Annotated in this window: 28 protein-coding genes; 17 read left to right on the top strand and 11 right to left on the bottom strand. The window is 70.2% G+C overall.

What is annotated here, in order from left to right; genetic code table 11:
• Positions 1–263 precede the first annotated feature (263 nt).
• The 3 genes from OP79_RS10670 to OP79_RS10660 are packed head-to-tail and all read left to right on the top strand — an operon-like array spanning position 264 to position 3,213.
• Positions 264–1,043 carry an HpcH/HpaI aldolase family protein gene (locus tag OP79_RS10670; RefSeq protein WP_033319812.1) on the top strand — a complete coding sequence of 260 codons (780 nt, stop codon included), beginning with the start codon at positions 264–266 and terminating at the stop codon, positions 1,041–1,043.
• On the top strand, positions 1,043–2,251 hold the full coding sequence (locus OP79_RS10665; RefSeq protein WP_033319811.1) for a sialidase family protein: 1,209 nt from the start codon (positions 1,043–1,045) through the stop codon (positions 2,249–2,251). The genes OP79_RS10670 and OP79_RS10665 overlap by 1 nt, the downstream gene beginning before the upstream one ends.
• The gene (locus OP79_RS10660; RefSeq protein WP_245685272.1) at positions 2,248–3,213 is read left to right on the top strand and encodes a phosphoglycerate dehydrogenase; all 966 of its coding nucleotides are present in this window, start codon (positions 2,248–2,250) and stop codon (positions 3,211–3,213) included. The genes OP79_RS10665 and OP79_RS10660 overlap by 4 nt, the downstream gene beginning before the upstream one ends.
• Positions 3,214–3,282: 69 nt before the next feature.
• Here the strand turns inward: OP79_RS10660 and OP79_RS10655 are convergent, their stop codons facing one another.
• Positions 3,283–4,485: an erythromycin esterase family protein gene (locus OP79_RS10655; protein ID WP_033319810.1), complete on the bottom strand. Its 1,203-nt coding sequence runs from the start codon at positions 4,483–4,485 to the stop codon at positions 3,283–3,285.
• Between the two features lie 58 nt (positions 4,486–4,543).
• On the opposite strand from OP79_RS10655, the gene OP79_RS10650 reads away from it, so the two are divergent.
• Positions 4,544–5,293: a TioE family transcriptional regulator gene (locus OP79_RS10650; RefSeq protein WP_033319809.1), complete on the top strand. Its 750-nt coding sequence runs from the start codon at positions 4,544–4,546 to the stop codon at positions 5,291–5,293.
• A gap of 76 nt (positions 5,294–5,369) precedes the next feature.
• On the opposite strand, the gene OP79_RS10645 is transcribed toward OP79_RS10650, so the two are convergent.
• From OP79_RS10645 to OP79_RS51500, 3 genes are all read right to left on the bottom strand, one after another.
• Positions 5,370–6,833, bottom strand: a complete 1,464-nt coding sequence (locus OP79_RS10645) for an aminotransferase class I/II-fold pyridoxal phosphate-dependent enzyme (protein ID WP_033319808.1) — start codon at positions 6,831–6,833, stop codon at positions 5,370–5,372.
• A gap of 91 nt (positions 6,834–6,924) precedes the next feature.
• Positions 6,925–7,125: a hypothetical protein gene (locus OP79_RS10640; RefSeq protein ID WP_033319807.1), complete on the bottom strand. Its 201-nt coding sequence runs from the start codon at positions 7,123–7,125 to the stop codon at positions 6,925–6,927.
• Positions 7,126–7,305: 180 nt separating this feature from the next.
• Entirely contained in the window at positions 7,306–7,482 is a 177-nt protein-coding gene (locus OP79_RS51500) for a CsbD family protein (RefSeq protein ID WP_078491708.1), read from the bottom strand.
• A 249-nt stretch (positions 7,483–7,731) separates the two neighbouring features.
• Here OP79_RS51500 and OP79_RS10635 point away from each other — a divergent pair, with 249 nt between their 5' ends.
• On the top strand, positions 7,732–8,046 hold the full coding sequence (locus tag OP79_RS10635; RefSeq protein WP_033319806.1) for an ANTAR domain-containing protein: 315 nt from the start codon (positions 7,732–7,734) through the stop codon (positions 8,044–8,046).
• 303 nt (positions 8,047–8,349) lie between these two features.
• On the opposite strand, the gene OP79_RS10630 is transcribed toward OP79_RS10635, so the two are convergent.
• Complete coding sequence (locus tag OP79_RS10630; protein WP_033319805.1) at positions 8,350–9,147, bottom strand: RNA polymerase sigma factor SigF; 798 nt, start codon at positions 9,145–9,147, stop codon at positions 8,350–8,352.
• A 333-nt stretch (positions 9,148–9,480) separates the two neighbouring features.
• On the opposite strand from OP79_RS10630, the gene OP79_RS10625 reads away from it, so the two are divergent.
• The 4 genes from OP79_RS10625 (at position 9,481) to OP79_RS10610 (ending at position 11,798) form a co-directional block, all read left to right on the top strand.
• Positions 9,481–9,849, top strand: coding sequence for a DUF6479 family protein (locus OP79_RS10625; RefSeq protein ID WP_033319804.1), 369 nt, complete (start codon positions 9,481–9,483; stop codon positions 9,847–9,849).
• A gap of 72 nt (positions 9,850–9,921) precedes the next feature.
• Positions 9,922–10,272: a DUF8129 domain-containing protein gene (locus tag OP79_RS10620; RefSeq protein WP_033319803.1), complete on the top strand. Its 351-nt coding sequence runs from the start codon at positions 9,922–9,924 to the stop codon at positions 10,270–10,272.
• A 72-nt stretch (positions 10,273–10,344) separates the two neighbouring features.
• Positions 10,345–10,950 (top strand): flavodoxin family protein, encoded by a 606-nt coding sequence (locus OP79_RS10615; RefSeq protein ID WP_033319802.1) that lies wholly within the window; start codon positions 10,345–10,347, stop codon positions 10,948–10,950.
• 11 nt (positions 10,951–10,961) lie between these two features.
• Entirely contained in the window at positions 10,962–11,798 is an 837-nt protein-coding gene (locus OP79_RS10610) for an EamA family transporter (RefSeq protein ID WP_033319801.1), read from the top strand.
• Between the two features lie 170 nt (positions 11,799–11,968).
• On the opposite strand, the gene chvE is transcribed toward OP79_RS10610, so the two are convergent.
• From chvE to OP79_RS10595, 3 genes are all read right to left on the bottom strand, one after another.
• The gene (chvE, locus tag OP79_RS10605) at positions 11,969–13,066 is read right to left on the bottom strand and encodes a multiple monosaccharide ABC transporter substrate-binding protein (RefSeq protein WP_033319800.1); all 1,098 of its coding nucleotides are present in this window, start codon (positions 13,064–13,066) and stop codon (positions 11,969–11,971) included.
• A gap of 386 nt (positions 13,067–13,452) precedes the next feature.
• Complete coding sequence (locus tag OP79_RS10600; protein ID WP_051744561.1) at positions 13,453–14,232, bottom strand: aminoglycoside adenylyltransferase family protein; 780 nt, start codon at positions 14,230–14,232, stop codon at positions 13,453–13,455.
• A 61-nt stretch (positions 14,233–14,293) separates the two neighbouring features.
• Positions 14,294–15,514: an FAD-dependent monooxygenase gene (locus tag OP79_RS10595; RefSeq protein WP_033319799.1), complete on the bottom strand. Its 1,221-nt coding sequence runs from the start codon at positions 15,512–15,514 to the stop codon at positions 14,294–14,296.
• Between the two features lie 166 nt (positions 15,515–15,680).
• On the opposite strand from OP79_RS10595, the gene OP79_RS10590 reads away from it, so the two are divergent.
• The 4 genes from OP79_RS10590 to OP79_RS10575 all read left to right on the top strand — a co-directional run bounded on the left by OP79_RS10590 (position 15,681) and on the right by OP79_RS10575 (position 19,554).
• The gene (locus OP79_RS10590) at positions 15,681–15,956 is read left to right on the top strand and encodes a YkvA family protein (RefSeq protein WP_033319889.1); all 276 of its coding nucleotides are present in this window, start codon (positions 15,681–15,683) and stop codon (positions 15,954–15,956) included.
• Positions 15,957–16,015: 59 nt separating this feature from the next.
• Positions 16,016–16,765, top strand: a complete 750-nt coding sequence (locus tag OP79_RS10585) for an MBL fold metallo-hydrolase (RefSeq protein ID WP_033319888.1) — start codon at positions 16,016–16,018, stop codon at positions 16,763–16,765.
• Between the two features lie 102 nt (positions 16,766–16,867).
• Positions 16,868–18,385 (top strand): CAP domain-containing protein, encoded by a 1,518-nt coding sequence (locus OP79_RS10580; RefSeq protein WP_033319798.1) that lies wholly within the window; start codon positions 16,868–16,870, stop codon positions 18,383–18,385.
• A 164-nt stretch (positions 18,386–18,549) separates the two neighbouring features.
• A complete protein-coding gene (locus OP79_RS10575) occupies positions 18,550–19,554 on the top strand; it encodes a cation diffusion facilitator family transporter (protein ID WP_033319797.1) in 1,005 nt (334 codons plus the stop codon).
• A 44-nt stretch (positions 19,555–19,598) separates the two neighbouring features.
• Here the strand turns inward: OP79_RS10575 and OP79_RS10570 are convergent, their stop codons facing one another.
• Complete coding sequence (locus OP79_RS10570; RefSeq protein WP_245685271.1) at positions 19,599–20,027, bottom strand: hypothetical protein; 429 nt, start codon at positions 20,025–20,027, stop codon at positions 19,599–19,601.
• A gap of 148 nt (positions 20,028–20,175) precedes the next feature.
• On the opposite strand from OP79_RS10570, the gene OP79_RS10565 reads away from it, so the two are divergent.
• Positions 20,176–20,592 carry a helix-turn-helix domain-containing protein gene (locus OP79_RS10565; RefSeq protein WP_033319795.1) on the top strand — a complete coding sequence of 139 codons (417 nt, stop codon included), beginning with the start codon at positions 20,176–20,178 and terminating at the stop codon, positions 20,590–20,592.
• 20 nt (positions 20,593–20,612) lie between these two features.
• Here the strand turns inward: OP79_RS10565 and OP79_RS10560 are convergent, their stop codons facing one another.
• Positions 20,613–21,218: a ClpP family protease gene (locus OP79_RS10560; RefSeq protein ID WP_033319794.1), complete on the bottom strand. Its 606-nt coding sequence runs from the start codon at positions 21,216–21,218 to the stop codon at positions 20,613–20,615.
• A gap of 1 nt (position 21,219) precedes the next feature.
• Positions 21,220–21,891, bottom strand: a complete 672-nt coding sequence (locus tag OP79_RS10555) for a ClpP family protease (protein WP_033319793.1) — start codon at positions 21,889–21,891, stop codon at positions 21,220–21,222.
• Between the two features lie 293 nt (positions 21,892–22,184).
• Between OP79_RS10555 and OP79_RS10550 the strand changes: the two genes are divergently transcribed.
• From OP79_RS10550 to OP79_RS10540, 3 genes are read left to right on the top strand one after another with little or no spacing between them, the layout of a single operon-like run.
• Positions 22,185–23,531 (top strand): extracellular solute-binding protein, encoded by a 1,347-nt coding sequence (locus OP79_RS10550; RefSeq protein WP_051744560.1) that lies wholly within the window; start codon positions 22,185–22,187, stop codon positions 23,529–23,531.
• Complete coding sequence (locus OP79_RS10545) at positions 23,521–24,420, top strand: carbohydrate ABC transporter permease (RefSeq protein WP_033319792.1); 900 nt, start codon at positions 23,521–23,523, stop codon at positions 24,418–24,420. Before OP79_RS10550 ends, OP79_RS10545 begins: the two co-directional genes overlap by 11 nt.
• Positions 24,417–25,256: a carbohydrate ABC transporter permease gene (locus OP79_RS10540; protein WP_245685270.1), complete on the top strand. Its 840-nt coding sequence runs from the start codon at positions 24,417–24,419 to the stop codon at positions 25,254–25,256. The genes OP79_RS10545 and OP79_RS10540 overlap by 4 nt, the downstream gene beginning before the upstream one ends.
• Positions 25,257–25,267: the final 11 nt, after the last annotated feature.

The raw sequence follows: 25,267 nt of genomic DNA, 5'->3' as shown, positions 1-25,267 counted from the left end.
CATCTCTGGGTGCGCCCCCAACGACCCGCGCTTGCCCTCCGGCGGGAGGGGGCGTGGGCCGGTGCGTCGCATGCCCGTCGCGTAGCTCCGGTCTCGGAGAACCAGGGCCTTGTACCAGCTAAAGGGCCGTATGCCCGCCCTGCGACGGGCTGACGCACCGGCCCACGGCCCCGCACCCCCCACCCACCCCAGGGGCGCGGGGAACTGCGCGACCAGCCACCCACCAACCCGCACCCAACCACCTGCCGGAGGAGCACCCCCCTATGACCCCCACCACCTTCGCGGCAGCGATCCGCGCACGCGACCCCCTGGTCGGCTACTGGTCCGTCCTGGACTCCCCCGTCTCCACCGAACGAATAGCCCGCCTCGGCTACGACTACGTAGCCCTGGACGCCCAACACGGCCTGATCGACTACGCCGGAGTACTCGCCTCCCTGACCGCCATAGACACCAAGGGCTCAACCGCCGTAGGCCTGGTACGAGTTGAGGCCAACGACCCCATGCCCATCGGCAAGGCCCTGGACGCAGGTGCGGCCGGCGTCATCGTCCCGCTCATCGACACCCCGCAGGACGCCGCCGCAGCGGTGGCCGCGGTCCGCTACCCCCCACAAGGCAGGCGCTCGTACGGCCCGATGCGCTCAGCCCTACGCATCGGCCCCGACCCCGCCGACGCGCACGAGCAAACCGTGGTGCTCGCGATGATCGAAACCGCCGAGGGCCTCAAGAACGTAGAAGAGATCTGCGCCACCGACGGCGTCGACGGCGTCTACATAGGCCCCTCCGACCTACGCATCGCGCTGGGCGGAGCCAGCTCCACCGACCCGACGGTCGCGGACGAGTTCGAGGCCGCACTGGTCACCGTGCGCGAAGCGGCAGCCGCCGCCGGGATAGCCGCCGGCATCCACAACGCGGACGGCGCGAGCGCCGCCAAGCGCCTCACCGAGGGCTTCACCTACGTCACGGTCGCGAGCGACCTCGTACACCTGGAGCAGGTGGCGTACCGCCACCTCACCGCCGTACGCGCGACAGGCCAGGTCCGGTGATGCCGGGCCCGGCCGTCGCCGACGGCGTCGTACGCCCGCACCCCACCGAGACGGGTCGCTTCGAGTCGTGGCTGTCCGCCCCGGCTGTGCAGAACCATGCCGCCAATCTCACCGTGTTACCCGACGGTGAGCTGGGATGCGTCTGGTTCGGGGGAACGCAGGAAGGTGTCGCGGACATCTCGGTGTGGTTCTCCCGGCTGCCCGCGGGCGGTGACACCTGGTCCCGCCCAGAGAGGCTCTCCCACGACGACACCCGGTCCGAGCAGAACCCGCTGCTGTTCACCGACCCCTCCGGCGACTGGTGGCTGCTGCACACCGCGCAGCGGGCCGGGCGCCAGGACACCGCCGAGGTACGACTGCGCGTCAGTCACGACGAGGGAAAGACGTGGGGCCCCTCCCGCGTGCTCTTCGACGGCGGAGTCTTTGTACGCCAGCCGGTGACCGTGCTGCCGTCGGGCCGCCGACTGCTGCCCCTCTTCCGCTGCGTCGCCGCGCCGGGCGAGCGATGGTCGGGCGGGCGGGACACCAGCTCGGTGATGGTCAGCGACGACGAAGGGGTGAGCTGGCGCGAGGTGCCGGTGCCCGGCTCGACCGGACTGGTCCACATGAACGTCCGCCCCCTGCCCGACAGTTCGCTCCTCGCCTTGTTCCGCAGTCGCCGGGCCGACGCCGTGTACCGAAGCGTGTCGTACGACGACGGGGAGAGCTGGGCCGAGCCGCGCCCGCTGGACCTGCCGAACAACAACTCCTCGATCCAGTACTCCCCGTTGGCCGACGGCCGTCTCGCGCTGGTCCACAACCACAGCAGCGCCGCGGACGCCGTAGCCCGCCGCGTCTCGCTGTACGACGAGATCGACGACGACGGGCTGAGCTCGGACGACGGGCCGAGCGCGAACGCACCCGCTGCCACCCCGGCGCCCGCCACCGCCCCCACGACCGGAGCCGCCTTCTGGGGCGCCCCGCGCGCGCCGCTCACCCTCTCCGTCTCCTCGGACGGCGGCCTGACCTGGCCGGTACGCCGGGACCTGGAGACCGGTGACGGCTACTGCCTGACCAACAACTCCCGCGACGGCCACAACCGCGAGCTGTCCTACCCGTCCGTCGTCCAGACCCCGGACGGCGCACTGCACATCGCCTTCACCCACCATCGCCGGACGATCAAGTACCTCCACCTGAGCCCCACTTGGGCTGACCGGGAGATCGCATGACCACGACCCCCATGACCACGACCCTCATCACCACGCCCACCTTCTCCCGCTACTCCGCCGAGCCCTGGCAGATCCTGGAGCGAGCGGGCGCGGGCCCCCTGCGTCCGTACGAGGACGAGGCGCTGCCCGCCGACGAACTCCTCAAGCGGATCCCGGAGGCCGACGCCCTGGTCGTCGGCATGGACCTGATCACCGCGGACGTCATCGACGCGGCGGACCGCCTCAAGGTCATCGCCAAGCACGGCGTGGGCGTCGACACCATCGACCTCGACGCCGCACAGGCCCGCGGCATCCCTGTGGTGTGCGCGCCCGGCAGCAACTCCCGAGCGGTCGCCGAGTTCACCTTCGGCCTCATCCTGGACGCCACCCGTCGTATCACCGATGCGCACCAGCGGCTGGCGGACGGGGAGTGGCCCAAGCTGTTCGGGCCCGAACTCGCGTGCAGAACCCTGGCCGTGATCGGCTTCGGGCGGATCGGACAGCTCGTGACCGGGTACGCCCGCGCCTTCGGCATGACGGTGCTCGCGCACGACCCGTACGTCGATCCACAGGACATGTGCGCCCTCGGCGCCCGCTCGGCCACCCTGGACGACTGCCTGGCCCGCGCCGACGTCGTCAGCCTGCATCTGCCCGCGACCCCCGGCGCGGGCCCGCTACTGGACCAGGCTCGGCTCGCCGCGATGAAGCGGGGCGCGCTGCTGGTGAACACCGCCCGCGGCGGTCTCGTCGACGAGGCGGCCCTCGCGGCGCTCCTCGAGGACGGTCACCTGAGCGGCGCCGCGCTCGACGCCTTCGCACACGAGCCGCTCGGCGACAGCCCGCTGCGCACTGCCCCGAACGTCCTGCTCACCCCGCACATGGCGGCCTGCGGCCAGGACGCCAACCGCATGATGGGCGCCATGGTCGCCGAGGAGGTCGTACGCGTCCTCGCGGGCGAGCCCCCGCAGCACCCCGCCCCTTGACCGCCTCCCCGCACCCGGGGCCGACAGCCGCTGCCGGCCGCGCCGTTCGCCGGGCTGCTGAGGGTGGCACTAGCTCTGCTGGACGTCCTTGACGAACACGATGCCGTCGCTGTCCGCCAGGTGGGCCGGGTCGAGCGGGGCGTAGCCGAACCAGGGGGATACGCGGGGCGCGGGCCGCGTGTCGCCGAGGGCGGTGGCCAGCCTCCGGGCGTCGATGACGTAGCGGTCCTCCGGGAGTGCGTACAGGAGTCCTTCGAAGGTGTCCGGCGGCGGGATGTCCACTCCCTGGTGCCGGATCGTGCCGAGGGCCGTGGCCAGGAAGGCGTAATCCTCGCCGAGCTGGGCGCTCACCAACGCACCGGCGCTCCACCACTCCACCGGACCCTGCCACATCTGCATCGTGCTCTTCTCCCGCTGGAGATGGGAGTTGTTGGCGTGGATGAGTGCCGGGCCCCGGGCGGCGACGGCAAGGAGGTTGTGGGCCATCATCAAATCCCGCAGCGCGCACAGCCGCGTCATGCGGGCCGGTGAGGTGTCGGCCATCCAGTAGTGGTAGCGCAGCAGGCCGGTGGCGGTGCGCCCGTACAGGCGTGCCCGGTCCCAGTCGTCCCGCGAGGTCGCTGTGATCAGATGTGGTGTCTGCGCGTCGAGCAGCGCCACCAAGTCGTCGGCGAGCAGCCGCAGTTCCTTGGTCTCGGCCGACTGCCCCACGGACTGGGACGGGTCCATCATCGCGGCGGGATCGGTCCACCGGTCGTCGGTGCCGAGCAGGCGGTCGAGCGTGTCCGCGGTGCAGGGGAGCAGGTCCGCGTCCACCTGGGCCGAGAGACAGCCGTGGAGTGCGGTGAGGGCCTGCCGGGGGCTTGCCGCGTGGGTGATCTCCAGCGGGCCGTCGAAGCCGGCGAAGCGGACCTGCTCGGACGCGGGCCGGCCGTCGTTGTGGGCGCGCATCCAGCGCACGAGTTCGCGGTTGGCCGCGGAGGTGCCCCAGCCGTGGCTGAATCCGCGCTCCATGACCTCGTCGAGGGTGCCCGTGCCCGAGGTGACGTAGGCGTCCACGACCAGGCCCATCATGCAGTCACTCTCGATCGAGATCGTCCGGTAGCCCTCCTGCTCGACGAGCTGCCGGAAGAGCTCGTTGCGCAGGTCGAGCAGAGTGTCCTCGCCGTGGGTGGGCTCGCCCAGGGCGAGCAGCCGCGGCCGAGCCGGAAGCAGCTTCATGACGGCGGTGGCTTCGACGGCATGGGCGATGTCTTTGATGTCAGTAGCCATGCCTTCAACGGTATCGTTGAACTTTCGATTGAAACTTTCCCGCGATATCGGCAGGTTCATGGGACGAAACCTTCAAAACGGCGAGCGGCTCAGGCCGGTTGACCTGGCGCGCGGGCACGGTCTGTCCACGCAGGCGATCAGGAACTATGAGGAGGCCGGCATCCTTCCGGCCGCCGGTCGCACACCCCACGGCTACCGCACCTACACCCCGCTGCACGCGCGGGCCCTGCGCGCTTTCCTCGCCCTGGTGCCCGGCCACGGCCACCAGACGGCGACGTCGATCATGCGGGCCGTGAACCAGGGCGCGGTCGATGAGGCGTTCCGCCTCATCGACGAGAGCCACGCCCAGCTCCTCGACGACCGCCGGACCCTCCAAGCCGTGGAGAGCGCCCTCCGCGACCTGGAGCCCACCTCGGCGCCCGAGCCCGGTGCGGGGTCCGGGCCGGCCGCGGTGTCCGGGCCCGGCGGCACGTTCATCGGGCCGCTGGCAGACAAGCTCGGAATCCGGCCCGCGACGCTGCGCAAATGGGAGCGCGCCGGGCTGGTGCGCCCGCGGCGCGACCCGCTGACCGGGTACCGCGTCTACGACGAGGCCGACGTACGGGACGCCCGGCTGGCCCACCAGCTCAGGCGGGGCGGCTACCTGCTGGAGCAGATTGCCCCGCTGATCGCCCAGGTGCGGGCGGCCGGCGGTCTTGAGCCGCTGGAGGCCGCGCTGTGCGACTGGCACGGTCGGCTGTTCGCCCGCGGGCGGGCGATGCTGACCGGGGCCGCAGAGCTGGAGGCGTACCTTCGCGAGCGTGGATGAGACTTCGGTCGCCGGCCGCCGGAGAGACCAAGAGGCTTCAACGGTTCCGTCTCGGCTGGAGCCCTGCTCACCTGGCTCACTTGCAGACCCTGATCGTGCACAGCTCCGGATCCGACGCGTCCGGGAGGTTCATGCCTCCCCGCAGGCCGGTGCGCAGGTAGCGAAGGACGGGCTCGGTGAGCCGTTCTCCCGGCAGGACGGCCGGGATGCCGGGCGGGTACGGCGTGATCATCTCGGCCGAGACACGGCCGGCCGCCCGCTCCAGGGGCACGGTTTCGGTGGGGCCGAAGTACGCGTCGCGGGGCCGTAAGGCCTGCTCCAGCCGCATGTCCTGACCACTCGGTACGTCGATGACCGGCAGCCCGGTCGCCAGTTCCCCGGCGTGCTCGGCGAGGTCGCGCAGCGCGTCGGTCAGAGGCTGGGTGGTGGCGGCCGAGTCGGCGTGGGTGAGCTGGGCGTTGATGCGCCGGTGGTCCGCGAGGTGCACGTCGATGTGGTGCTGGGTGCGGAGCCAGTCGGCCGCGCGGTAGCCGCTCGTACCGAGACCGCTGACGTCGACGACCACGGGCAGCGGGTCGAAGTCGACGGACAGGCCGGGGCCCACGAGATCGTCGCGGCCAAGGACGTGCAGGCCGGGGATCTCGTCGATGGCGCGGCGGACGTCCGCGGCGAGACGCAGCGCGTCGTCCAGGAGGTCCTTGCCGTGGAGGACCATCTGGCGGCGCCAGGCGTCGAGTCCCGCGTAGATGAGGACCGAGGGGCTGGTGGTGCCGAACAGGTCGGCGCGCGACTGGAGGGTGCTCGTCTCGATCAGGGAGCCCTGGAGGTGGTAGACGCTGCCCTGTTCCAGTCCGCTGCCCATCTTGTGGATGCTCGTCACGCAGACATCCGCGCCGGCGTCCATCGCCCAGGACGGCAGGTCCGGGTGGAAGGGCAGATGAGCGCCCCATGCCTCGTCGACGACGAGGGGCAGGTCGCGTGCGTGGAAGATGTCCGCGATGTCCCGCAGGGCGGCGCAACTGCCGTACGGGGTGGGGCTGGTGACGAGGGCGCCGCGCGCGTCCGGGTGGCGGGTGAGCGCCTCCTCGAAGGCTTCCGGGCCGGGTGCGTGGGCTAAGCGTTGCTTCTCGTCCCATTGGGGATCGACCCAGACCGGTTCGACGCCGGAGAGGATCAGTCCGGAGATCACCGACTTGTGGGCGTCGCGGCCCACGATGAGCTTCTCGTTCGGGCCCGCCACGGCGAGCATGGCCGCCTTGACGGACAGGGAGCTGCCGCAGGTGGTGAAGAACGTGTGCTCGGCGTGCACCGCGTCCGCCATCAGCCGCTCCGCACGCAGCAGCACATCGCCGCTGGTACGCCGGTCGTCGAGGCCTCCGGACGCCAGGAGGTCGGTGTGGTAGACGGCGTCACCGAGGATCGCCCGGGCCTGGGGGTCGGCGCCTCGTGCCTGCTTGTGGCCGGGCGGGGTGAAGGCGAGTTCGCCGCGCTCGTGATGGCGCCGCAGGGCCTCGAGTACGGGGGCTTGCGTGTGGTCCACGGTCGTCGGCCTCCCTCCGGCAGTGACGTCGGGCGTGGGGCGTGGAGCGTACTCCGGGGCTCCGAGGCTTACTGGCTCGGATGCTTACTGCCTAGTCGGAGCCGTCCACCTCGGTGGCTTCGCGGTTCGCTCGGGTGCTCGGGGTGATGGGGTCGCCCGGTCCGCGGTCCCGCCCCTCGGTGGTGTCCGTATCGTCTTCGTGTCCCTGTTCCTTGACTTCCTCCAAGGCCTCTTCGGTCGCGGTGCGGGTCTCCTTCTCGCGCCCGGACGGGCGCCGCATGATCTTGCGCATACGTGGCGGGTACCCGGTGCGCCGGCAGGCAGTCAGGTCCGGCGCCCGTCGTGGAGAGCGGTCACGCAAAAGCGGTCATGGAGAACGGTCACGGAGAACCCTCGCGGAAAACGCCTCCGGCGACCGCACGGGCCGAGCCCGATACGGCCGCCGGAGAGGTATCGCGCCGGCGAGCCGGGCCTACCGACCGGTCTGCTTCTTCACGCGGTCGGCGGCCTTCTGCGCGGCTTCCTGCGCCTGGCCCGACACCTGCTCGCCCCGGCCCTCGGCCTCTTGGGTCCTGTCGCCCGTGGCCTTGCCGGCGGCCTCCTTCATCTTGCCCTTCATCTGCTTGGCCTTGCCCTTTGCCTTAGCCATGGTGATCCGTCCTTTGCGGAAAGATGGACTGGCGTATCCACCCTGCGCCCCGGCCTTCACCTTCGCAATTCGTGAACCCTTCGCCACGGTGAGTGAGCAAGTACGGATCCGGCGGCGCCCGCACTGGCACACCGCCGGACAAGTGGCGACGATGGAGAAACACGTCAGCGCTCCGATCCGGAGGGGACGATGACCTCACACACCCGTTTGGGAGCTGTCGAGTCGGCCGGTGGCCCACAGGAGGCGACCGTGCCTGACGAAACGGCCCAGATCGTCGCGTTGCAGGAGCAGGTCGGTCAGTTGAAGGAAGCCGTGACCTCGCATGCCGTCGTGGATCAGGCGATCGGCATGATGGTCGCGCTGGGACGGGTGGCACCCGACCAGGGCTGGGCTGTTCTGCGGGAAGTTTCCCAGCACACCAACATAAAGCTGCGGAATGTCGCGGAACTGATCATTATCTGGGGGCAGAAAGGAGATCTCCCACCCGATATTCGAGCCACGCTGGAAGACACGCTCGATCGTTACGGGCCGACACAGATTCCGGGCGGATCACCACTGGGGTAACCGCCCCGCTCATCACCTCCGGAAATCAAGCTGCCGGACCCGTTGGCCATTCTTCAACATTCCCCAACAGGGCAGGGCAACCGCTTTGTTCGGACGGATCCGAAGTGTTTCGGATCCGTCCGAGTGGTTAATTCGGACAGCGGCGACACACTGGCAAACCGCTCCCGGGAGGGTTCGGCAGTGAGCCCGCCGCTCGGTCGTCCGGCCCGGGGACATCCCCACCGGGCGACTGGGTTTGTCCGCTCCGGGACACCGGCGCGGACGTTCCGGGACGCCTGCGCGGACACGACCGCGGGCCGGATATCAAGCGGCCTTCTCAGAGAGGGCTTTCTCCCTCAGTTCGGCGCAGCAGGCGCTGAGCAGCCGGGACACGTGCATCTGCGAGATACCGAGCTGATGCGCGATGCGACTTTGGGTCATGCCTCCGAAGAAGCGCAGGTAGAGGATTGTCCGTTCACGTTCGGGGAGTTCCTGCAGGCAAGGCTTCACGGCCTCGCGGTCGACGATCAGATCGAATCCGGCGTCGGGCTCGCCAAGGACGTCTCCCAGTGCGTAACCGTCGTCGCTGCCCGGCAGTTCGGCGTCCAGCGAGAGGGCGGTGAAACTGTCGAGGGCTTCGAGACCGACGCGTACGTCGTCCTCGCTCATCCGCGCGTGCTCGGCGATCTCGGCGATGGTCGGCTGACGGCCGGACGACGTCTGCGACAGGTCCTTCGCGGCCGTACGGACCCGGTTGCGCAGGTCCTGGACCCGGCGCGGTACGTGAAGGACCCACATATGGTCCCGGAAGTGGCGCTTGATCTCGCCGGTGATCGTCGGGATCGCGTAACTCTCGAAGGCGCAGCCACGGTCCGGGTCGTAGCGGGCGACCGCCTTGACGAGGCCGAGCGCCGCGACCTGGCAGAGGTCCTCGACCGACTCGCCGCGCCCCCGGTACTGGGTGGCGATGCGGTCGGCCATGGGCAGCCAGGCCCGGACGATCTCGTCGCGGAGGGCGTCGCGTTCGGGCCCCTCGGGCAGAGCGGCGAGCCTTTCGAAGGCCGCGGCTGTGTCGGGGGCGTCGTCGTGCGGGTGTTGCTTCGATCTGACGGTGACTCGCATGGTGCGTGCATCTCCCTCAGAAGGTGCTGAGACAGTCACCGTGGGAGCAGGTACGCACGAACCGTTCGGAACACACCCGCGATCTGGCGTACCAGCTCCCACGGACGTGCCTCCTGTCCGAAGCACTTATGAGGCATTTGCCCCGTATTTAGTCACCCAAACCCAGCCAGTCACACCGGGACGGTCCACCGATACGGGAATGGCGTGACACCGAGCCATCGACTGATTTCGGAATGTGACGGTCGCCGCGGAATACCCGGAACTCGCGGCCGGGAAATACCGAACGGGGCAGCGGCGGCTGTTTCGGTCGGTCGCTCCGGGTACTCGCGGGTGATGGACATCGTGACGACACGACTGGCCGTCTCCTCCGCGGTGATGGGCGGAGTGGTGCCGTTCCTGGTGGGGCTCGTCATCGTCGGCGCCCTGATCTGGGCCGTGTGGCGTGGCCGCCGGATCCGCGCCCGCGAACCCGCACCGCCGCACCCCGATGAGCAGCCCAGGATGCCCGACTCCGGCCCCGTGCACGAGGTCCGCGAGCGGCGTGAGCCCGCCGAGGTGCCGCGCGGCCGCCACCGGATCACTCCGCACCGGCTACGGGGGCACGGCAACCTCCGTACCCGCCGCGCGGCGGACCAGAAGGCGCCAAAGTGGGACGAGAACTCCAGCGGAGGTTTCGGCAGCGGTGGCCCCGGGCGGACCTGATCCTTCGACGCACGGGATCCCTCGACGCCCGGGTGCGCCGCCGCTCAGGAAGGAACGGGAAGGAACACGCACATGAGTCACACCGACCGCGACACCCTGCCCCTGCCCGACTTCGACCATCTGCCGCTGGGCGGCCTGCGGGCCCGTATCCGGTCGCTGTCCACAGACGAGGTCGAGCAGATACTCGCCTACGAGCGCGCGCACGCCGACCGTACGCCGGTGGTGGAGGTGATCAAGGCCCGGCTGGCCGAACTCGCCTCCGGGGCCGAACCCACGGGCGGCGACCCCACGGCCGTACGCCCCGAGCAGTCCCCGCACCGTGCGGGCCGGTCGGTGTCGCCCGCCACCGCCGCGGAGGCGACCCACCCGCCGCCCCACGGAACTCCGGACCAGCGCGGCAGGCCGAAGGGCAACCAGACCTGAGGATCAGACTTGGGGCCGGGACTTGAGGCCGACTCCGTATGGGCCGGACTCCGCTGGATACCCGTCGTCCCCATGAAGGCACTGATCATCAACTGCACCCTCAAGGCCTCCCCCGAACCGTCCAACACGGAAGCCCTCGCCACCGTCGTCGCCGAGCAGCTCGCGAAGGACGGCGTGGACGTCGATTTCGTACGGGCCGTCGACCTGGACATCAAGCCCGGCGTCACCAGTGACGCCGGGGCCGGTGACGAGTGGCCGCCCGTACACGAGAAGCTCCTCGACTCGGAGATCCTGGTCATCGCTTCTCCCACCTGGCTCGGCAGGCCCTCGTCGGTCGCGCAGCGGGTGCTGGAGCGGATGGACGCCATGATGACCGAGACGGACGAGGAGGGACGTCCCGTGGCCTACAACCGGGTCGCCGGAGTGGTGGTGACCGGCAACGAGGACGGTGCCCACCATGTGATCAGCGAGATCTCGGGCGCGCTGGGCGACATCGGCTACACCGTTCCGGGCCAGGCGTGGACCTACTGGCACCTCGGTCCCGGCCCGGGCCCCGACTACGTCGACGACGAGCGCGGCCACGACTGGTCGCACAAGACGGGCCGCGCCATGGCCGCCAACCTGCACAGTGTCGCCCGGGCCCTGGCCGACCGGCCTCTCGGGTCGCCTCCGGGCTGAGGTCGGACTGCGTGGGTGCTCTTCTCGCGCTGGCTTCGGCGGCCCTCTACGGCGTCGTCGACTACGCCGGCGGGCTGCTGTCACGCCGGATGCACTTCGCCGTGGTCACCTTTCTCGGGCAGATCGGCGGGCTGCTGCTGGCGCTGGCGGTGGCTCTGGCGATGCCCGCGGAGGCGGTGCGGTCCGCGGATGTGGTGTGGGGAGCGCTGTCCGGGGTCGGCAGCGGCTCGGCCATGCATTTCCTCAACCGGGGACTGAGCCGCGGGGCGATGAGCATCGTGGTGCCGGTGAGCGCCGTCACCGGGGTGGCCCTGTCCGTGCTGTGCGGCGTCTGCTTCCTGGGCGACCGGCCCACGCCCCTGGCCTGGCTCGGCATCTGCATCACGATGCCCGCGCTGTGGCTCGTGTCCGATGGAGAGACCCACCACGGCGCGGGTACGACCCCGGCGACCATGGACGGTCTGCTCGCCAGTCTGGGCGTGGCCGTGCAGTACATCGGGCTGGCACAGGCGGGCGCCGAAAGCGGAGTGTGGCCGGTGGTCGCGGGGCGTGTAGCGGCGGTCGTTGTGGTGCTGCCCGGCGTCCTGCGGAATGTCCCGCAGTTCCGGCAGTCCCCGAAGCCGCTGGTTCAGGCGGTCGTGATCGGAGCGGGCGCCGCTCTCGGCCTGATCCTCTACCTCTGGGCCACCCGGTTGCAGATGCTGGCCCTCGCCGTCGTACTGGCCTCGCTGTATCCGGCCATTCCGACGATCCTCGGGCTCTCGATGCTGCACGAGAAGGTCAGCCGCAGGCAGCTGGTCGGCCTGGTGAGCGCGGGCACCGCGATCGTCCTGCTGACACTGGGCTGACAGGGCCCAGCCCCAGCACCGCTCGGCCACAGGGACCTGATCGTGATGGGCGACTCCTGCCGGCATGCCTGGGAACACGCGATCCCCGAAACCACGCGTGCGACCGGGCCCGGATCAGCATCCAGTCCCGGCCGCACGGCGTGCACTGACCGAACCCGAGGCCCGGCGCTTCAGCGGAGGTCGCTCGCCTTGAGGTAGTCCGAGTCGATGAGCACCTTCTTGTAGTTGCCCTTGTCGACGCTCACCGGTTCCAGAAGGTACGCGGGCACGACCTTCTCCCCGTTGTCGTACGTACTGGTGTCGTTGATCGCCGGACGCTTGCCGTGGACCACCGCGTTGACCATGTACGAGGTGATGAGCGCGAGTTCGCGGGTGTCCTTGTAGACGGTCTGCGTCTGCTCACCGGCCATGATCGACTTCACCGAGGGCACCTCGGCGTCCTGCCCCGTGATGATGGGCAGGTCCCTGCCTCCATCGCCGCCGTAGCCGTGTGACTTCAGCGCTTTGATGATCCCGATGGACATGCCGTCGTACGGAGAGAGGACCGCGTCGACGCGCTCGTTCGTGTAGTGGGAGTCGAGCAGTTCGTTCATGCGCTTCTCGGCTCTGACGCCGTCCCAGCGCAGGGTCGTGGCCTGGTCCATCTTGGTCTGCCCGGATCTCACGACGAGCTCGCCGCTGTCGATGTAGGGCTGCAGAATCTTCATCGCGCCGTCGAAGAAGAAGCCGGTGTTGTTGTCGTCGGCCGAGCCGGCGAACACCTCGAGGTTGAACGGGCCCTCGGCGCTGCCGTTGGCCAGCCCCAGCTGCTCGATGAGGAAGTCGGCCTGGAGCTCGCCGACCTGCTCGTTGTCGAAGGTGGCGTAGTAGTCGACGTCGTCGCTGCCCAGGATCAGGCGGTCGTACGAGATCACGGGAATCTTCGCGGACTCCGCCTTGCGCAGCACATCGGTGAACGCGCGTCCGTCGACCGCCGCGATGACCAGGGCGTCCACACCGTCGTCGATCATCGCCTCCACCTGCTCGACCTGGGTCTTCGGGTCGTTCTCGGCGTACTTCAGTGTGGCGCCGTAGCCGAAGCCCTTGACCTGGTCGACCATGCTGCGGCCGTCGCTGATCCACCGCGGGGAGTCCGTGGTGGGCATCGCTATGCCGACGGTTTCGTCTCCTGAACTGCCCACGTCGCCGCTCTCACCGCAGGCGGTAAGGGACAGGGACAGGGCTGCGGACAGGGCCGCGGCTACGGTGATGCGGACGCGCATGGTCATCTTCCTCGTAAGTGACAAGTCACCGCACCGGACTGGTTCGTACGTCTCGTACGTCCGGTGAGGTGCATCAGGTGAACCGGCACTCGGGTGCGGGAGCTTTCCGGGGCCGACTGGCCCCACCGGGTTCCGGTGAGGCGGTACTGCGACAGACCGTTCGGTATGTTTCTAGGGGCGGTTTTCCGTTGAACCCGCACGCGAGCAGGCCGGGTGACCGGCCCCCAGGCGGGCGACCTCGAACGCGGGGTGCCGGGAGCGTATACCGATGCGGACGCTCTGTGGTCGTCTTTCGTCACATTCGTTGCGGCAGCGCACGACCATCGATCAAGCGTGCAACAGAATGCGTCGCACTCCGAACGCGGACCTGCCTACAACCAACACCGGCGTTCCTACGCGTTCAGTCGGGCAACCAAGTGATCGGCCAGCGCGCTGACCTGCGGCATCAGGCCGTCCCAGGACTCCTTCTCGTGCCCGAGATAGCCGGACCGCGCGCGGGCCAGTACGGGCCGGTGCCTCGCCGGCAGACGCTCGAGTGCCCAGGCGGCCGCCGCGTCCTTGGATGCGATCGTTCCGGTCTCCAGGGTCGTCCAGACACGGGCGAGCGTCAGCAGGACGTTGCGGGTGTCCGACTCCAGCTCGGCGAGCAGCTCCGGCACACCGGCGACGATCGCCCGCCGCAGGTCCTCGTGCGGGACGGGATCGAGAACGTCCGCCGGCGGCGGGCCGGACAGCGGGGCGTTCCCGAGCAGCACCATCGTGATCAGCGGCGCGAGATCGGGCGCGGGCGCCGGAGCGGGCACCGCCCCGCGCTCGAATTCGTCGCGCAGCCACTCGCCGTAGAGGAACTCGCAGCGGGGCGGAAAGCGCCAAGGACGGACGTCGTCCCGGACGACGACGGTGAGCTCGACGGGGCGGCGGCCGGGACCGCTCCGGGCCTGGCCCTCGGAGACCTCGAGCAGGCCCTGGACCAGGGCCCGCCGCTCCTGCTCCGTGGTTCGTCGTCGCGCGACGACGAACACGTCGAGATCGCTGCCCGGTCGCAGGCCGCCGAGGACGGCGGAACCGTGCTGGTAGACGCCGAGGACGTCCGTGCCGAGTACGCGATGCACCAGGCGCAGGACGTCATGGCTCTGGGAGGCGGACCGGGGTGGCGGCGAGCGGTCGTTCACGGTGGGGATCGTAGGGTCTCGGCCCAGGATCGCAGCACCCTTTCCACCGGTCCTTTGCCGGTCAGCCGCGCCTCGCGTGCAGGGTTCGCGCGAGCCTGGGACCGAGCCAGCGCTTCAGTCTGCGCAGCGTCTGGAGTTGTCCCGCTGCCCGGTCGATCCGGTAGTAGAGCTGCGGTGGGACATGCGGCAGCAGCGGGGAGTGCCGCTGGCCGAGGAGCGCGAACATCCGGTGCGGAGGGAGGTGGATGTAGCGCGGCAGGTTCTCGTACCACTGCGCGCTGAGGCGGGCCGCGCTCTGCACGGAGAGCAGGGCCGACTTGCGTTCCCTCTCGTACGCGGCAAGGGCGGGGGCGAGTCGGTACTGGCCCGGCTCGGCCCCGCGCAGGGCGTCGGCCAGGGCGATGGCGTCCTGGAGGGCGAGCGTGGTGCCAGCGCCGATGGAGTAGTGCGTGGTGTGGGCGGCGTCGCCGAGCAGGACGAGGTTGCCCCGGGACCATGTGCGGTTGGTGAGGGTGGGGAAGTTGCTCCACCGGGCGCTGGTGCCGCTGCCGGGGTGTGCGCGGCCGATCAGCCGGTGCCCGTCGAGCAGCCTGGCGAAGAGCTCTTCGAGGAGCGCCAGCCCTTCGGCCTCCCCCGCCCGGTCGAGGCCGAGCCCGGTCCAGGTCTGCGGCGAGCACTCGACGACACAGGTGCTCGCGTCCTGGCTGAAGCCGTACGCGTAGCACCAGATCCAGCCGTACGGCGTCTCGACGAAGGCGAACGTGAACGAGTCGAAGACCTTGGTGGTGCCGAGCCACAGGTACTTGTTCCGGCCGTGGGCGACCTCGGTGCCGAAGTGGCCGGCGTGCCGCTCGCGCACCGCGCTGCGGACGCCGTCGGCGGCGACCACCAGGTCGGCGTCCGGCAGTTCCACCTCGCCTTCGATCTCGTGACCGAACTCGAGGCGTACGCCGAGAGATTCGGCCCGCGCGGCGAGGAGTTCCAGCAGTCGGCGGCGGCCGATGCCGTAGCCCTCGTCGCCGTGGTGCGTGGTCGTACGGTCGCCGATGTGGGCGGTCCCGTCGCTCCAGCGGACCGAGCTGTCGCGGATGGCACGTGTCGACTCCGGGTCGCCGGCGCGCAGTTCGTGGAGCAGATCTCCCCAGTACGTCACACCCCAGCCGTACGTGGCGCCGACCGGGTTCCGTTCGTAGACGGTGATGTCGTGCGACGGGTCCTGCCGCCGCATGAGGATCGAGAAGTACAGGCCGGCCGGGCCACCGCCGACGCAGGCGATCTTCATGGGCGCACCCCAACTGTTCGCTTGTTCTCTCCAGGTGATCAATCGACAGCACAGGGTAGGAGCGAGGCGGGTGGCGTTCCGGGCTCACCACGCCGCGTGGCGGGCCGGTGAACCGGGAAAGGTGAACGGGAAGAAGCGCACTCGCGGACGAACCGAGGCAGGACGCATGGACAGCAGTACGTGGATTGTGGTCCTCCTGGTCGCCGTCCTGCTGGCCGCGGTCCTCGCGGTGGCGGTCACGTTCCTCGTACGGCTGGTCCGGACCCGGCGCGCGCTCCGTCGCGCGGGGCTCCCGACGGGCTCGCCCTGGGTCTTCTGGGGAGCCGTCGCCTACGTCGTGCTGCCCACCGACCTCCTGCCCGACCCGGTCTACCTCGACGACATCGGCGTCCTGCTCATGGCCCTGAGGTCACTGCGCGCTTCCGCGGACCCGCAGCGCTGACCCGGCCGGACTTCTGCTTGGCTTTGTCCGGCAGGCAGGGGCCCGAGGTCAGGATGATGATGCAGGCATATGTGCGCCAAGTCGCCGACAACGTCCATCTGGTGCACGGCAGCAACACCAACTGGGTGATCCTCACCGAAGGTGACGCCGTCACCCTGATCGACACCGGCTATCCCGGCGACCGCGCGAAGGTCCTCGAATCGCTGACGGCCGTGGGCGGTTCGCCCGAGGCGGTCGCGGCCGTGCTCATCACGCACGCGCACAACGACCATCTCGGCTCGGCCGAATACCTCAGCCGTACGTACGGCACGCCCGTCTACGCCCATGAGGCCGAAGTCCCGCATGCGCGCCGGGACTTCCTCCACCAGGTGACCATCGGCGAGATCCTCAAGAACGGCTGGCGCCCAGGCGTCCTGCCGTGGGCTGTGCACGCGCTGCGCTCCGGCGGCACGACGCCCGTACCAGTGACGAGCCCTCAGCCGTTTCCCCCCACCGTCGGTCCCCTGGACCTCCCCGGCCGCCCCGTCCCTGTCCACACCCCCGGCCACACCGAGGGCCACAGCGCCTTCCACCTCCCGGAGGCGGGCATCGTGATCTCCGGCGACGCCCTGGTCAGCGGCCATCCCACCTCCCGCGTGGAGGGCCCGCAGTTGCTGCCCGTCATGTTCGACCACGACCGGCGCGGGGCGCTCGCCGCGCTGGACACGTTCGAGGCGCTCTCCGGTGACGTACTGCTGCCCGGGCACGGGCCGGTTCACCGGGGTTCCGTACGCGAGGCGGCCCGGCGCGCCCGGGAGCCGGCCTCCTGACGTCACAGGCCCGGGAACCGCCGCTCACCGGTGAGACGTTGTCCGGGCAACGCCCCTCGGGGCGCGGACAGCGGATTCAGCATCCCGACAGGCGGCGGCACGATGAGCGAGTTGGTTCCCGGAGGCAATCTGGCCCTGCCGGGTGGCACCCTGACGCTTCAGGTGCCGGGGCCGTTCGACGTGTCCGCGCTGATCACCGACGACAGCGGCAAGGTGCGCTCGGACGGCGACTTCGTGTTCTACAACCAGCCGAGTGCGCCCGGTGCGCGCCTCACCGGTGAGACGATCAGCGTCGACCCGCCCGCGCTGCGGCCGGGGGCGAGCCGCGTCACCGTGGTCGTCTCTCCCGCCGAGCCCGGCACCCCGCTGGGTCGGCTCCCCGCCCCGAGCCTGCGCGTGACCGGGCCGGACGGCCGTGTCCTCGCCCGGTTCACTCCGCCGCGGCCCCGGCAGGAGACTGTGCTGCTGCTCGCCGAGATCTACCGTCGCGGCACGACGTGGAAGATCCGCGCGTTGGGCCAGGGGTACGCGGACGGACTGGCAGGCATCGCACGGGACTTCGGCGTGGACGTCAGCGAGGACGCCGACGCGGGCGGGGGCGCGGTCCCAGGGGGCTCCCCCGCCTCGGGCTCCAGGGGCACCGGTGTCGCGACAGCCCTGAGCGTCGCGCGTGCCGGGCTCGACCGGCTGCGCGGCGCCGGACGCACACCGGCTGCACGCCCGGGCACCGCACCGACCTCGACCTCGACCCCGACCCCGGCTCCGGCTCCGGCTCCGGCTCCGGCTCCGGCTCCGAGTGCTCGTATCTCACCTGCCGCACCGGCCGGAGGCCCCCGTGCCGCAGACCCCGACGGCTTTCTCGGCCTGGTCAACTCCGCGCGCGCCGCCGCCGGTTCACCGCCCGTCTCGCTCGACGCCCGGCTCCAAGCCGCGGCCCGCGCCCACGCCGCCGGCATGGCCGCACAAGGGCGTCTGGGCTCCGAGGGCGCGGACGGGCTGTCCGTGTACCAGCGCGTCACCGCGGGCGGTTACGCGTATCTCACCGTCGGCGAACACCTGGTCTCCGGCCCGCGCACCCCGGCCGAGTTCGTGGAGTACTGCCTGCCGGGCGAGCAGTCCCGCGGCACACTTCACGACCCGGCGTTCACCGAGGCCGGCGTGGCGTACGTCCCCGACAGCCGCTCCGGCACGCTCTACTGGACGGCGCTGTGGGCCCGGCCCTTCACACCCGGCGGGCTCGCGCAGACGGCCGCCGACGTCATCGCGCTCACCAACGCCGAGCGTGCCTCGGCCGGACTGCCGCCCCTCGCCCCCGACCCCCTGCTCACCACGGCGGCACAGGCGCACAGCGCGGACATGGTGGCCCGAGCCTTCTACTCCCACACCTCCCCCGACGGCAGCGAACCCTGGCACCGCGCCGCCGCCGCGGGCAGCACCCGCCGCACCATCGGCGAGAACATCGCCTGCGGCCAGCGCTCGGCCGCCGAGGTCGTACGAGGCTGGATGAACAGCCCCGGCCACCGCGCCAACATCCTCAAGCCGGCCTTCACCCACATAGGCATCGGCTTCGCGGGCGGCGGCGCGGCGGGCACGTACTGGACGCAGCTCTTCGGCGCCTGACCGCGGGCCCTCGGCAGCCTTCGGAGCCTCTCGCCGAAGAGAACCATCGGCGCTGGTCAGAGGCCTGTTAACGATGATGACAACGGTCACCGATGCAGCCTTTGCCGATCTCCGCGAGGTGCGCTTCACTGCGTGAGTCAGCCATTGAATCGAGGGGGCAACAGATGACCAGCGCGCACCACGAACACGGGCCGGGCGGGCACGCCGGGCACGAGGGGCACGCGCACGGTGTGGCCGCGGACTCGGATCGCCGCTGGCTCGCGATCGCGCTGACACTGATCGCCTCGTTCATGGCCATCGAGGTCGTCATCGGCATCCTCGCCCGCTCGCTCGCCCTGATCTCGGACGCGGCGCACATGCTCACCGACGCCGTGTCCATCGTGCTGGCGCTCATCGCGATGCGGCTGGCCGCGCGCCCGGCCCGCGGCGGTTTCACCTACGGCCTCAAGCGGGCCGAGATCCTCTCCGCGCAGGCGAACGGGCTGACGCTGCTGTTGCTCGGCGCCTGGCTGGCGTACGAGGCCGTGCTGCGGCTGATCGATCCGCCCGAGGTGGAGGGCGGGCTGGTACTCGTCACGGCGCTCGCCGGGATCGCGGTGAACGTCGCGGCAGCCTGGTGCATATCGAAGGCCAACCGCACCTCGCTCAACGTCGAGGGTGCCTACCAGCACATCCTCAACGACCTGTTCGCGTTCATCGGCACCGCGGTCGCCGGTCTCGTCGTGCTGCTCACCGGGTTCGCGCGAGCCGACGCCATCGCGACCCTCGTCGTGGTGGTCCTCATGGTCAGGGCCGGTTACGGGCTCGTACGCGAGTCCGGGCGGATCTTCCTGGAAGCGGCTCCCACGCACCTCGATCCGGACAGCATCGGGGACCGCCTCGTCGCGCACAGCACGGTGACCGAGGTGCACGACCTGCATGTGTGGACCATCACCTCGGGGCAGCCCGCCCTGTCCGCGCACGTCCTGGTCGACCCCGTCGCGGACTGCCACACGGTGCGCCGGGATTTGGAGAGGACCCTCCAGAGCGACTACGGGATCAGCCACACCACTCTCCAGGTCGACCACGCGCCCGCGGACGTCCTCGAGGTCCACGCCGGCGCATTCGACGACGCCCACTGCGAGAGACCGCACGGCCCGGTCCACCGCGACGAGCCGCACCCCCACTGACCGGGCCGTCGAGGGGCCCACCGACCGGGCTACGACGCGGACGATTACCCGCTGGTGCCGTTCAACTTCCGTAGTTCCCCGCCGACTTCGGTGCGCAGCTTCTTCAGGAGTGTGGGCTGCGCGCCGATCGCCCATCTCGGGCCCACGAGATACGTACCGCCGTACACGGCGGCGGCATCCAGCCAGGTCTCCTTGAACTTCTCCTGCGGGAACGTGGTGACCGTCCAGTCGCCGCGCGCGGTCCGGCACACCCCTTCGCGCAGTTGATCCGCCTCGATGCGGATCTCCGGTTTGCAGTCGGTCAGCGACGCGATCACCTCGACCTTCGCCGGCGCCGGTGGCTGGGAGACCGTACTCGGGCTCGGGCTCTGCTTGCTCGCCGGTTCCGCCGACTCGGCCGAACACCCCACCAGCAGGGTGCTCAACAAGGCCGCCGCGACGGTGCACATGGGGCGGAGGCGGGATCTTGTCACCGTGGTTTCCTTCCTGGACATGGGCATGGACCGGGGCATGGACCGGTTGTGCCAGGAGGTACGGGAAGTGGTGACGGGGCGTTCAGGATTCGCCGAGGGCGGAACGCGATCCCCTTCCCGTCATGCGTCACGCTCCTAGGCTGGAGCGGTGAGCAGCCACGCGCCCGACGAAGCCCGCGTCATTCCCCTGCGACCGCGACCAGTACCGGCGGATCCGACGGAACCTGCTGTGCCCGCCGAGCCGGCGCCCAAGGAGCCGCTGTGGCGGGACGTCGTCGGTGATGTCCTGCGACGTGAACGGCTCGCTCAGGAACGTACGCTCAAGGATGTCGCCGACGCGGCCCGGATCTCGATGCCGTACCTCTCCGAGCTGGAGCGCGGCCGCAAGGAGGCCTCGTCCGAGGTCCTCGCGGCCGCCGCCCACGCACTCGGACTCGGCCTCGCCGACCTGCTGGCCCGCGCCCACAGCAGGCTCGTCCGGCCCGCCCGACCGCTCAGGTCCCGCACCGCGCCCCGGCACACCGAAGCGCAGTCACGGTTCGGCGATGTACGTCTGGCCGCCTGAGCCCGAGCCGACCGGCCCCGTTACGCCGCGGCCAACACCCGTCGGCTGAGCACCTGGTCGGCGAGGCCGTACGCCACGGCCTCCTGCGCGGTGAACACCTTGTCGCGGTCCATGTCGGCGCGCAGGGTCTCCACGGAGTGCTGTGTGTGGACCGACAGCACCTCCTCGACCTGGGAACGGATGCGCATCATCTCCTTGGCCTGGAGGCTGAGGTCGGCGGCCGTTCCCCGGGCGCCGCCGCTCGCGGGCTGGCCGAGCAGCACCCGGGCGTGCTCCAGGATCAGCCGCCGTCCGGGGTCGCCCCCTGCCAGGAGCACCGCCGCGGTCGAGGCGGCCTGGCCGACGCAGAACGTCGAGATCGGCGCGCTGACGTAGGTCATCGTGTCGTAGATCGCCATGAGCGAAGTGAACGAGCCGCCGGGCGAGTTGATGTAGATCCCGATCTCCCGCTCGGGGGCGGACGACTCCAGGTGGAGCAGCTGGGCGATGACGACGTTGGCGACGCCGTCGTCGATCTCGGTGCCGAGGAAGATGATCCGCTCGGCGAGCAGCTTGCTGTAGATGTCGTACGCGCGCTCGCCCTGCGGGGTGCGTTCGACCACGTTGGGGATCGTGTACTGGGCCATGTCAGAGTCCCATCCGTCGCTTCGAGGCGGCCGGGCGGACGTCGTCGAGGGACTCGACGACGCGGTCGACCATTCCGTACGCCTGTGCCTGCTCGGCCGTGAACCAGCGGTCGCGGTCGCCGTCGCGGGCGATCGTCTCCTCGCTCTGGCCGGTGTGCTCGGCGGTGATCCGTTCGACGGTCTTCTTCGTGAACTCGAGGTTCTCCGCCTGGATCGCGATGTCGGCGGTGCTGCCGCCGATGCCGCCCGAGGGCTGGTGCATCATGATCCGCGCGTTCGGCAGCGCGTAGCGCTTGCCGGGCGTCCCGACGGTGAGCAGGAACTGGCCCATGCTCGCGGCGAAGCCCATGGCGAGGGTGGCGACGTCGTTCGGGATCAGCCGCATCGTGTCGTAGATCGCCAGGCCGGCCGACACGGATCCGCCCGGGCTGTTGATGTAGAGGCTGATGTCGGTGCGCGGGTCCTCGGCGGACAGTACGAGCAGTTGGGCGCAGACGCGGTTCGCGGACACCTCGTCGACCTGCGTGCCGAGGAACACGATGCGCTGGCCGAGGAGTTGGGCGGCCAGGTGGTCGTCGAACCGTGACGGAGGTGTGTCGCCCTCCTCGGCTCGGGGTGTCAGGGCCGGGGCCCAGCCGGTGGCCGGGGACCGGCCGGTGCTCAGTGGTGCCATCGTTCCTCCTTGTGGTGACTGCCGCATCGCCGCGGTGCTCTCCACCCTCGGCCCGACTCGGGCGTGGCGTAAGGAATCTCGGCCCGTAGCAGATTCGCCGACAGCAGAGCGTGCGGTGCCGGTCAACTGCCGGGCTGGTCCCGCTACTTGGTGGCCATGAGGGGTCATCCGGGGGTCTGGGCAGCCGCATGCCGCTTTGGTACGGTCCACAGCCACGTCAGCGACTCCCCAGCCAGCGCCTCCGAAGGGGGCTGACGCACCGGTCCGCCCGACGAGACCAGGCAAGGAGGCCGATGTTGAAAAGCACGCGGCGCTTACGCCGCCGCATCGCCCGGGCGGCCTGCGCCCTCGCCCTCGTACTGCCGCTCGCCGCCTGCGACGCCCTGACACCCGGGAGCACGGCCGCGGTTCCGGGTCCGCGCAGCGTCCCGTCCTCGACCGCCGTGCCGGAGGGGGACGTCACCCTGCGCGTCCAGTTCGCCGACGCCCCGCTGATGGTGGACGCGCTGATCGCCGCGTTCGAGAAGGGCCGTCCCGGGATCAGCGTCGAGCCGCAGTACAAGACGTTCTCCGACTACGTCCAGAACCTCAAGCTGACCATGACCTCCGATTCCGCCCCCGACATCGCGCAGTACGCGGTGGGGATGACCGACCTCGCTCAGGACGGCCACATCCTCGACCTGGCGCCGTACCGGGAGGCGTACGGCTGGGACGAGTCGATCCCTCCGGTCAGCCTCGACCAGCTCACGGCGGGGCGGAAGAGCGAGGCCACCGGCGGGCGGGCCCTGTTCGGGGTCCCGGCCGGTCTGTCGATGACCGGGATCTACTACAACAAGGAGCTCGCCGAGCAGGCCGGGATCAAGGGTCCGCCCAGAACGCTGGCGGAGTTCGAGGAGCAGCTCGCCGCCGCGAAGGACGCGGACCTGACGCCGCTCGGCGTCGGCGCCCTCGACTCCGGCGGTCTGCATCTGTGGGCCGCGCTTCTCAACCAGTTGATGCCCACGGACGACTACTGGGACTGGGTCAACGGCACCGACAGGGCCACCATCGAGACCCGGGCCGGGCTCACCGCGAGCGAGCGCGTCATCGAGTGGGGCCGCAAGGGGTACTACAACGAGTCCGCCAACGGCACCGGACAGATCGACTCCACAGCCCAGTTCGCCCAGGGCGACAGCGTCTTCCTGGTCAACGGCAACTGGGCCGCCGGACAGCTGGCGACCGCCATGGGAGACAACGTCGGCTTCTTCCCGATGCCGGGTGAGAACGCCGGCGCCCCCACGGTGGCCTCCGGGTTCAGCGTCGCCTACGCCGTCTCCTCCCGGACCGAACACCCGGAAGCGGCAGGCGCGTTCCTCGACTTCCTGACCTCGCCCGAGGCCGGCCAGATCATCAGCGACAACGGCTTCCTGCCGCCCAACCCCGAGGCCGTGGCGAAACCGGAAGGCGTGCTCGCCGACATCGCCGAGGGCCATCGGCGGGCCATCGCCGACGACGGGATCACGACGTTCCCCGACTTCGCCGCGCCCGCCATGCTCGACCGGCTGCGCTCCGGAGTGCAGAAGCTCATCGCGGATCGCGTCGAACCCGTGGACTACCTCGACTCACTTCAGGACGAGTGGGAGGAACACCATGCCGAGTAGGCCGCCGGTCCGGCCTCCGGGCACCCGCGGGCGCGGTGCGTGGCGCGGCTATGTGTACGTACTGCCCGCATTCCTCGTCTACGTCGCCTTCGCGGTGCTGCCCGCCCTGCACACGGCGTACCTGTCGCTGTTCGAGTGGGACGGCGTCACGCTGGGCGAGTGGGTCGGCCTCGGCAACTATCAGGAGATCCTCCAGGACTCCATGCTGCGCCGGTCGGTGTTCAACGCCCTTGTGCTGGTGGTGTTCTTCTCGTTCATCCCCATCGCGCTCGGCCTGGCGATGACCGGGCTGCTGGCCCGCTACCGGCGGCCCGGCATGGGTGCGTACCGCTTCCTGTTCATGCTGCCGCAGGTCATCCCCCTCGTCGCGGTGGGTGTCACCTGGCGCTGGCTGTACGGGGACGACGGGCTGGTGAACCAGGCGTTCAGCGCGGTCGGCCTGGACGGTGTGACGCGGGCGTGGCTGGGTGACTTCGACGCCGCGCTGGTCGCCGTGGGCCTGGTCGGCACGTGGGTGCTGAGCGGCCTGTGCATGATGCTCTTCCTCAGCGGCGTGCAGAAGGTGGATCCGAATCTGTACGAGGCGGCGCGGCTCGACGGGGCGGGCCCGGTCCGGGAGTTCGTCTCCGTCACCCTGCCGCATCTGCGCGGTGAGCTGGCCGTGGCCATGACCGTGACGACGGTGGCCGCGCTGGCCAGCTTCGACATCGTGTACGTGACGACGAACGGCGGGCCTGGTGAGCAGACGACCGTTCCCGGTCTCCTCGTGTACCGGCTGGCGTTCTCCGAGGGCAAGGTGGGGCTCGCGGCGGCCCTGGCCGTCGTTCTCGGCTGTCTGATCCTCGCGATCGTCTACCTCATCAACCGTCTGTCGAGGACGGAGACATGACTGGCTCCATGACCACCGCCACGCGTTCGGAGCGCTGGTCCGGCTACGGGCTTCTCACGGTCATGGCGATCGCCGTCGTGATCCCGTTCCTCAGTGTCTTCCTCGCCTCCGTGCAGCCCGCGGGCACGCCGGTGGTGGGCCTGACCTGGCCGGAGAGGTGGAGCTGGGACAACTACCAGCAGGCGTGGTCGGTGGCCGGGTTCTCCGATCTCATCCGGCACAGCCTGATCATCGCGGTCGGTGTCGTCCCGGCCTCCCTGGTGCTCGCCGCGCTGGCGGGCTACGCGCTCGGCACCATGCGACTGCCGGGCGGCAACGCGGTCGCGGCCTTCTTCATCGCCGGACTCACCATCCCGGTCGAACTGATCGTGGTCCCCCTCTACTTCGACCTGCGGGACCTCGGCCTGACCAACTCGTACCTGGGTGTGATCCTGGTGGAGATCGCGCTGTTCATGCCGTTCAGCGTGTTCTGGATGCGCACGCACTTCCGGTCCACGCCCGTGTCACTGGTGGAGGCGGCCCGCATCGACGGCGCCTCGTCGGCCACGATCCTGCTCCGGGTGCTGCTCCCGCTGGCCCGCCCGTCCCTGATGACGCTCGGTCTGCTCGTCTTCATGTGGTCCTGGAACCAGTTCCTGTTGGTGCTGGTCCTCATCCAGGACACCACCAGGCACACCGCGCCGGCCGGCCTCGGTTTCTTCGTCGGTCAGAACACCACGGACATCCCCACGCTGGCCGCGGGCACGATCATCGTGATGCTGCCGATCCTGATCCTCTTCGTGATCTTCCAGCGCAGCTTCATCGCGGGACTGCTTCAGGGGGCGATGAAGGGATGACGAGGCACTTG

The organism is Streptomyces yerevanensis (genome assembly GCF_000716805.1).
Lineage (GTDB): Bacteria > Actinomycetota > Actinomycetes > Streptomycetales > Streptomycetaceae > Streptomyces > Streptomyces flaveus.
The sequence above is the reverse complement of the archived record's forward strand: the minus strand, read 5'-3'. Positions and strand labels throughout refer to the sequence as shown.

Excerpts from the sequence above, each read along its gene's own strand:
- OP79_RS10615 (WP_033319802.1), top strand. The coding sequence starts at position 10,345 with ATGAAGGCACTGATCATCAACTGCACCCTCAAGGCCTCCCCCGAACCG.
- OP79_RS10555 (WP_033319793.1), bottom strand. The coding sequence starts at position 21,891 with ATGGCACCACTGAGCACCGGCCGGTCCCCGGCCACCGGCTGGGCCCCG.
- OP79_RS10585 (WP_033319888.1), top strand. The coding sequence starts at position 16,016 with ATGCAGGCATATGTGCGCCAAGTCGCCGACAACGTCCATCTGGTGCAC.
- OP79_RS10660 (WP_245685272.1), top strand. The coding sequence starts at position 2,248 with ATGACCACGACCCCCATGACCACGACCCTCATCACCACGCCCACCTTC.
- OP79_RS10540 (WP_245685270.1), top strand. The coding sequence starts at position 24,417 with ATGACTGGCTCCATGACCACCGCCACGCGTTCGGAGCGCTGGTCCGGC.
- OP79_RS10625 (WP_033319804.1), top strand. The coding sequence starts at position 9,481 with ATGGACATCGTGACGACACGACTGGCCGTCTCCTCCGCGGTGATGGGC.
- OP79_RS10630 (WP_033319805.1), bottom strand. The coding sequence starts at position 9,147 with ATGCGAGTCACCGTCAGATCGAAGCAACACCCGCACGACGACGCCCCC.
- OP79_RS10650 (WP_033319809.1), top strand. The coding sequence starts at position 4,544 with ATGGGACGAAACCTTCAAAACGGCGAGCGGCTCAGGCCGGTTGACCTG.
- OP79_RS10575 (WP_033319797.1), top strand. The coding sequence starts at position 18,550 with ATGACCAGCGCGCACCACGAACACGGGCCGGGCGGGCACGCCGGGCAC.
- OP79_RS10640 (WP_033319807.1), bottom strand. The coding sequence starts at position 7,125 with ATGCGCAAGATCATGCGGCGCCCGTCCGGGCGCGAGAAGGAGACCCGC.
- OP79_RS10550 (WP_051744560.1), top strand. The coding sequence starts at position 22,185 with ATGTTGAAAAGCACGCGGCGCTTACGCCGCCGCATCGCCCGGGCGGCC.
- chvE (WP_033319800.1), bottom strand. The coding sequence starts at position 13,066 with ATGACCATGCGCGTCCGCATCACCGTAGCCGCGGCCCTGTCCGCAGCC.
- OP79_RS10595 (WP_033319799.1), bottom strand. The coding sequence starts at position 15,514 with ATGAAGATCGCCTGCGTCGGCGGTGGCCCGGCCGGCCTGTACTTCTCG.
- OP79_RS51500 (WP_078491708.1), bottom strand. The coding sequence starts at position 7,482 with ATGGCTAAGGCAAAGGGCAAGGCCAAGCAGATGAAGGGCAAGATGAAG.
- OP79_RS10580 (WP_033319798.1), top strand. The coding sequence starts at position 16,868 with ATGAGCGAGTTGGTTCCCGGAGGCAATCTGGCCCTGCCGGGTGGCACC.
- OP79_RS10670 (WP_033319812.1), top strand. The coding sequence starts at position 264 with ATGACCCCCACCACCTTCGCGGCAGCGATCCGCGCACGCGACCCCCTG.
- OP79_RS10545 (WP_033319792.1), top strand. The coding sequence starts at position 23,521 with ATGCCGAGTAGGCCGCCGGTCCGGCCTCCGGGCACCCGCGGGCGCGGT.
- OP79_RS10590 (WP_033319889.1), top strand. The coding sequence starts at position 15,681 with ATGGACAGCAGTACGTGGATTGTGGTCCTCCTGGTCGCCGTCCTGCTG.
- OP79_RS10655 (WP_033319810.1), bottom strand. The coding sequence starts at position 4,485 with ATGGCTACTGACATCAAAGACATCGCCCATGCCGTCGAAGCCACCGCC.
- OP79_RS10620 (WP_033319803.1), top strand. The coding sequence starts at position 9,922 with ATGAGTCACACCGACCGCGACACCCTGCCCCTGCCCGACTTCGACCAT.
- OP79_RS10665 (WP_033319811.1), top strand. The coding sequence starts at position 1,043 with ATGCCGGGCCCGGCCGTCGCCGACGGCGTCGTACGCCCGCACCCCACC.
- OP79_RS10560 (WP_033319794.1), bottom strand. The coding sequence starts at position 21,218 with ATGGCCCAGTACACGATCCCCAACGTGGTCGAACGCACCCCGCAGGGC.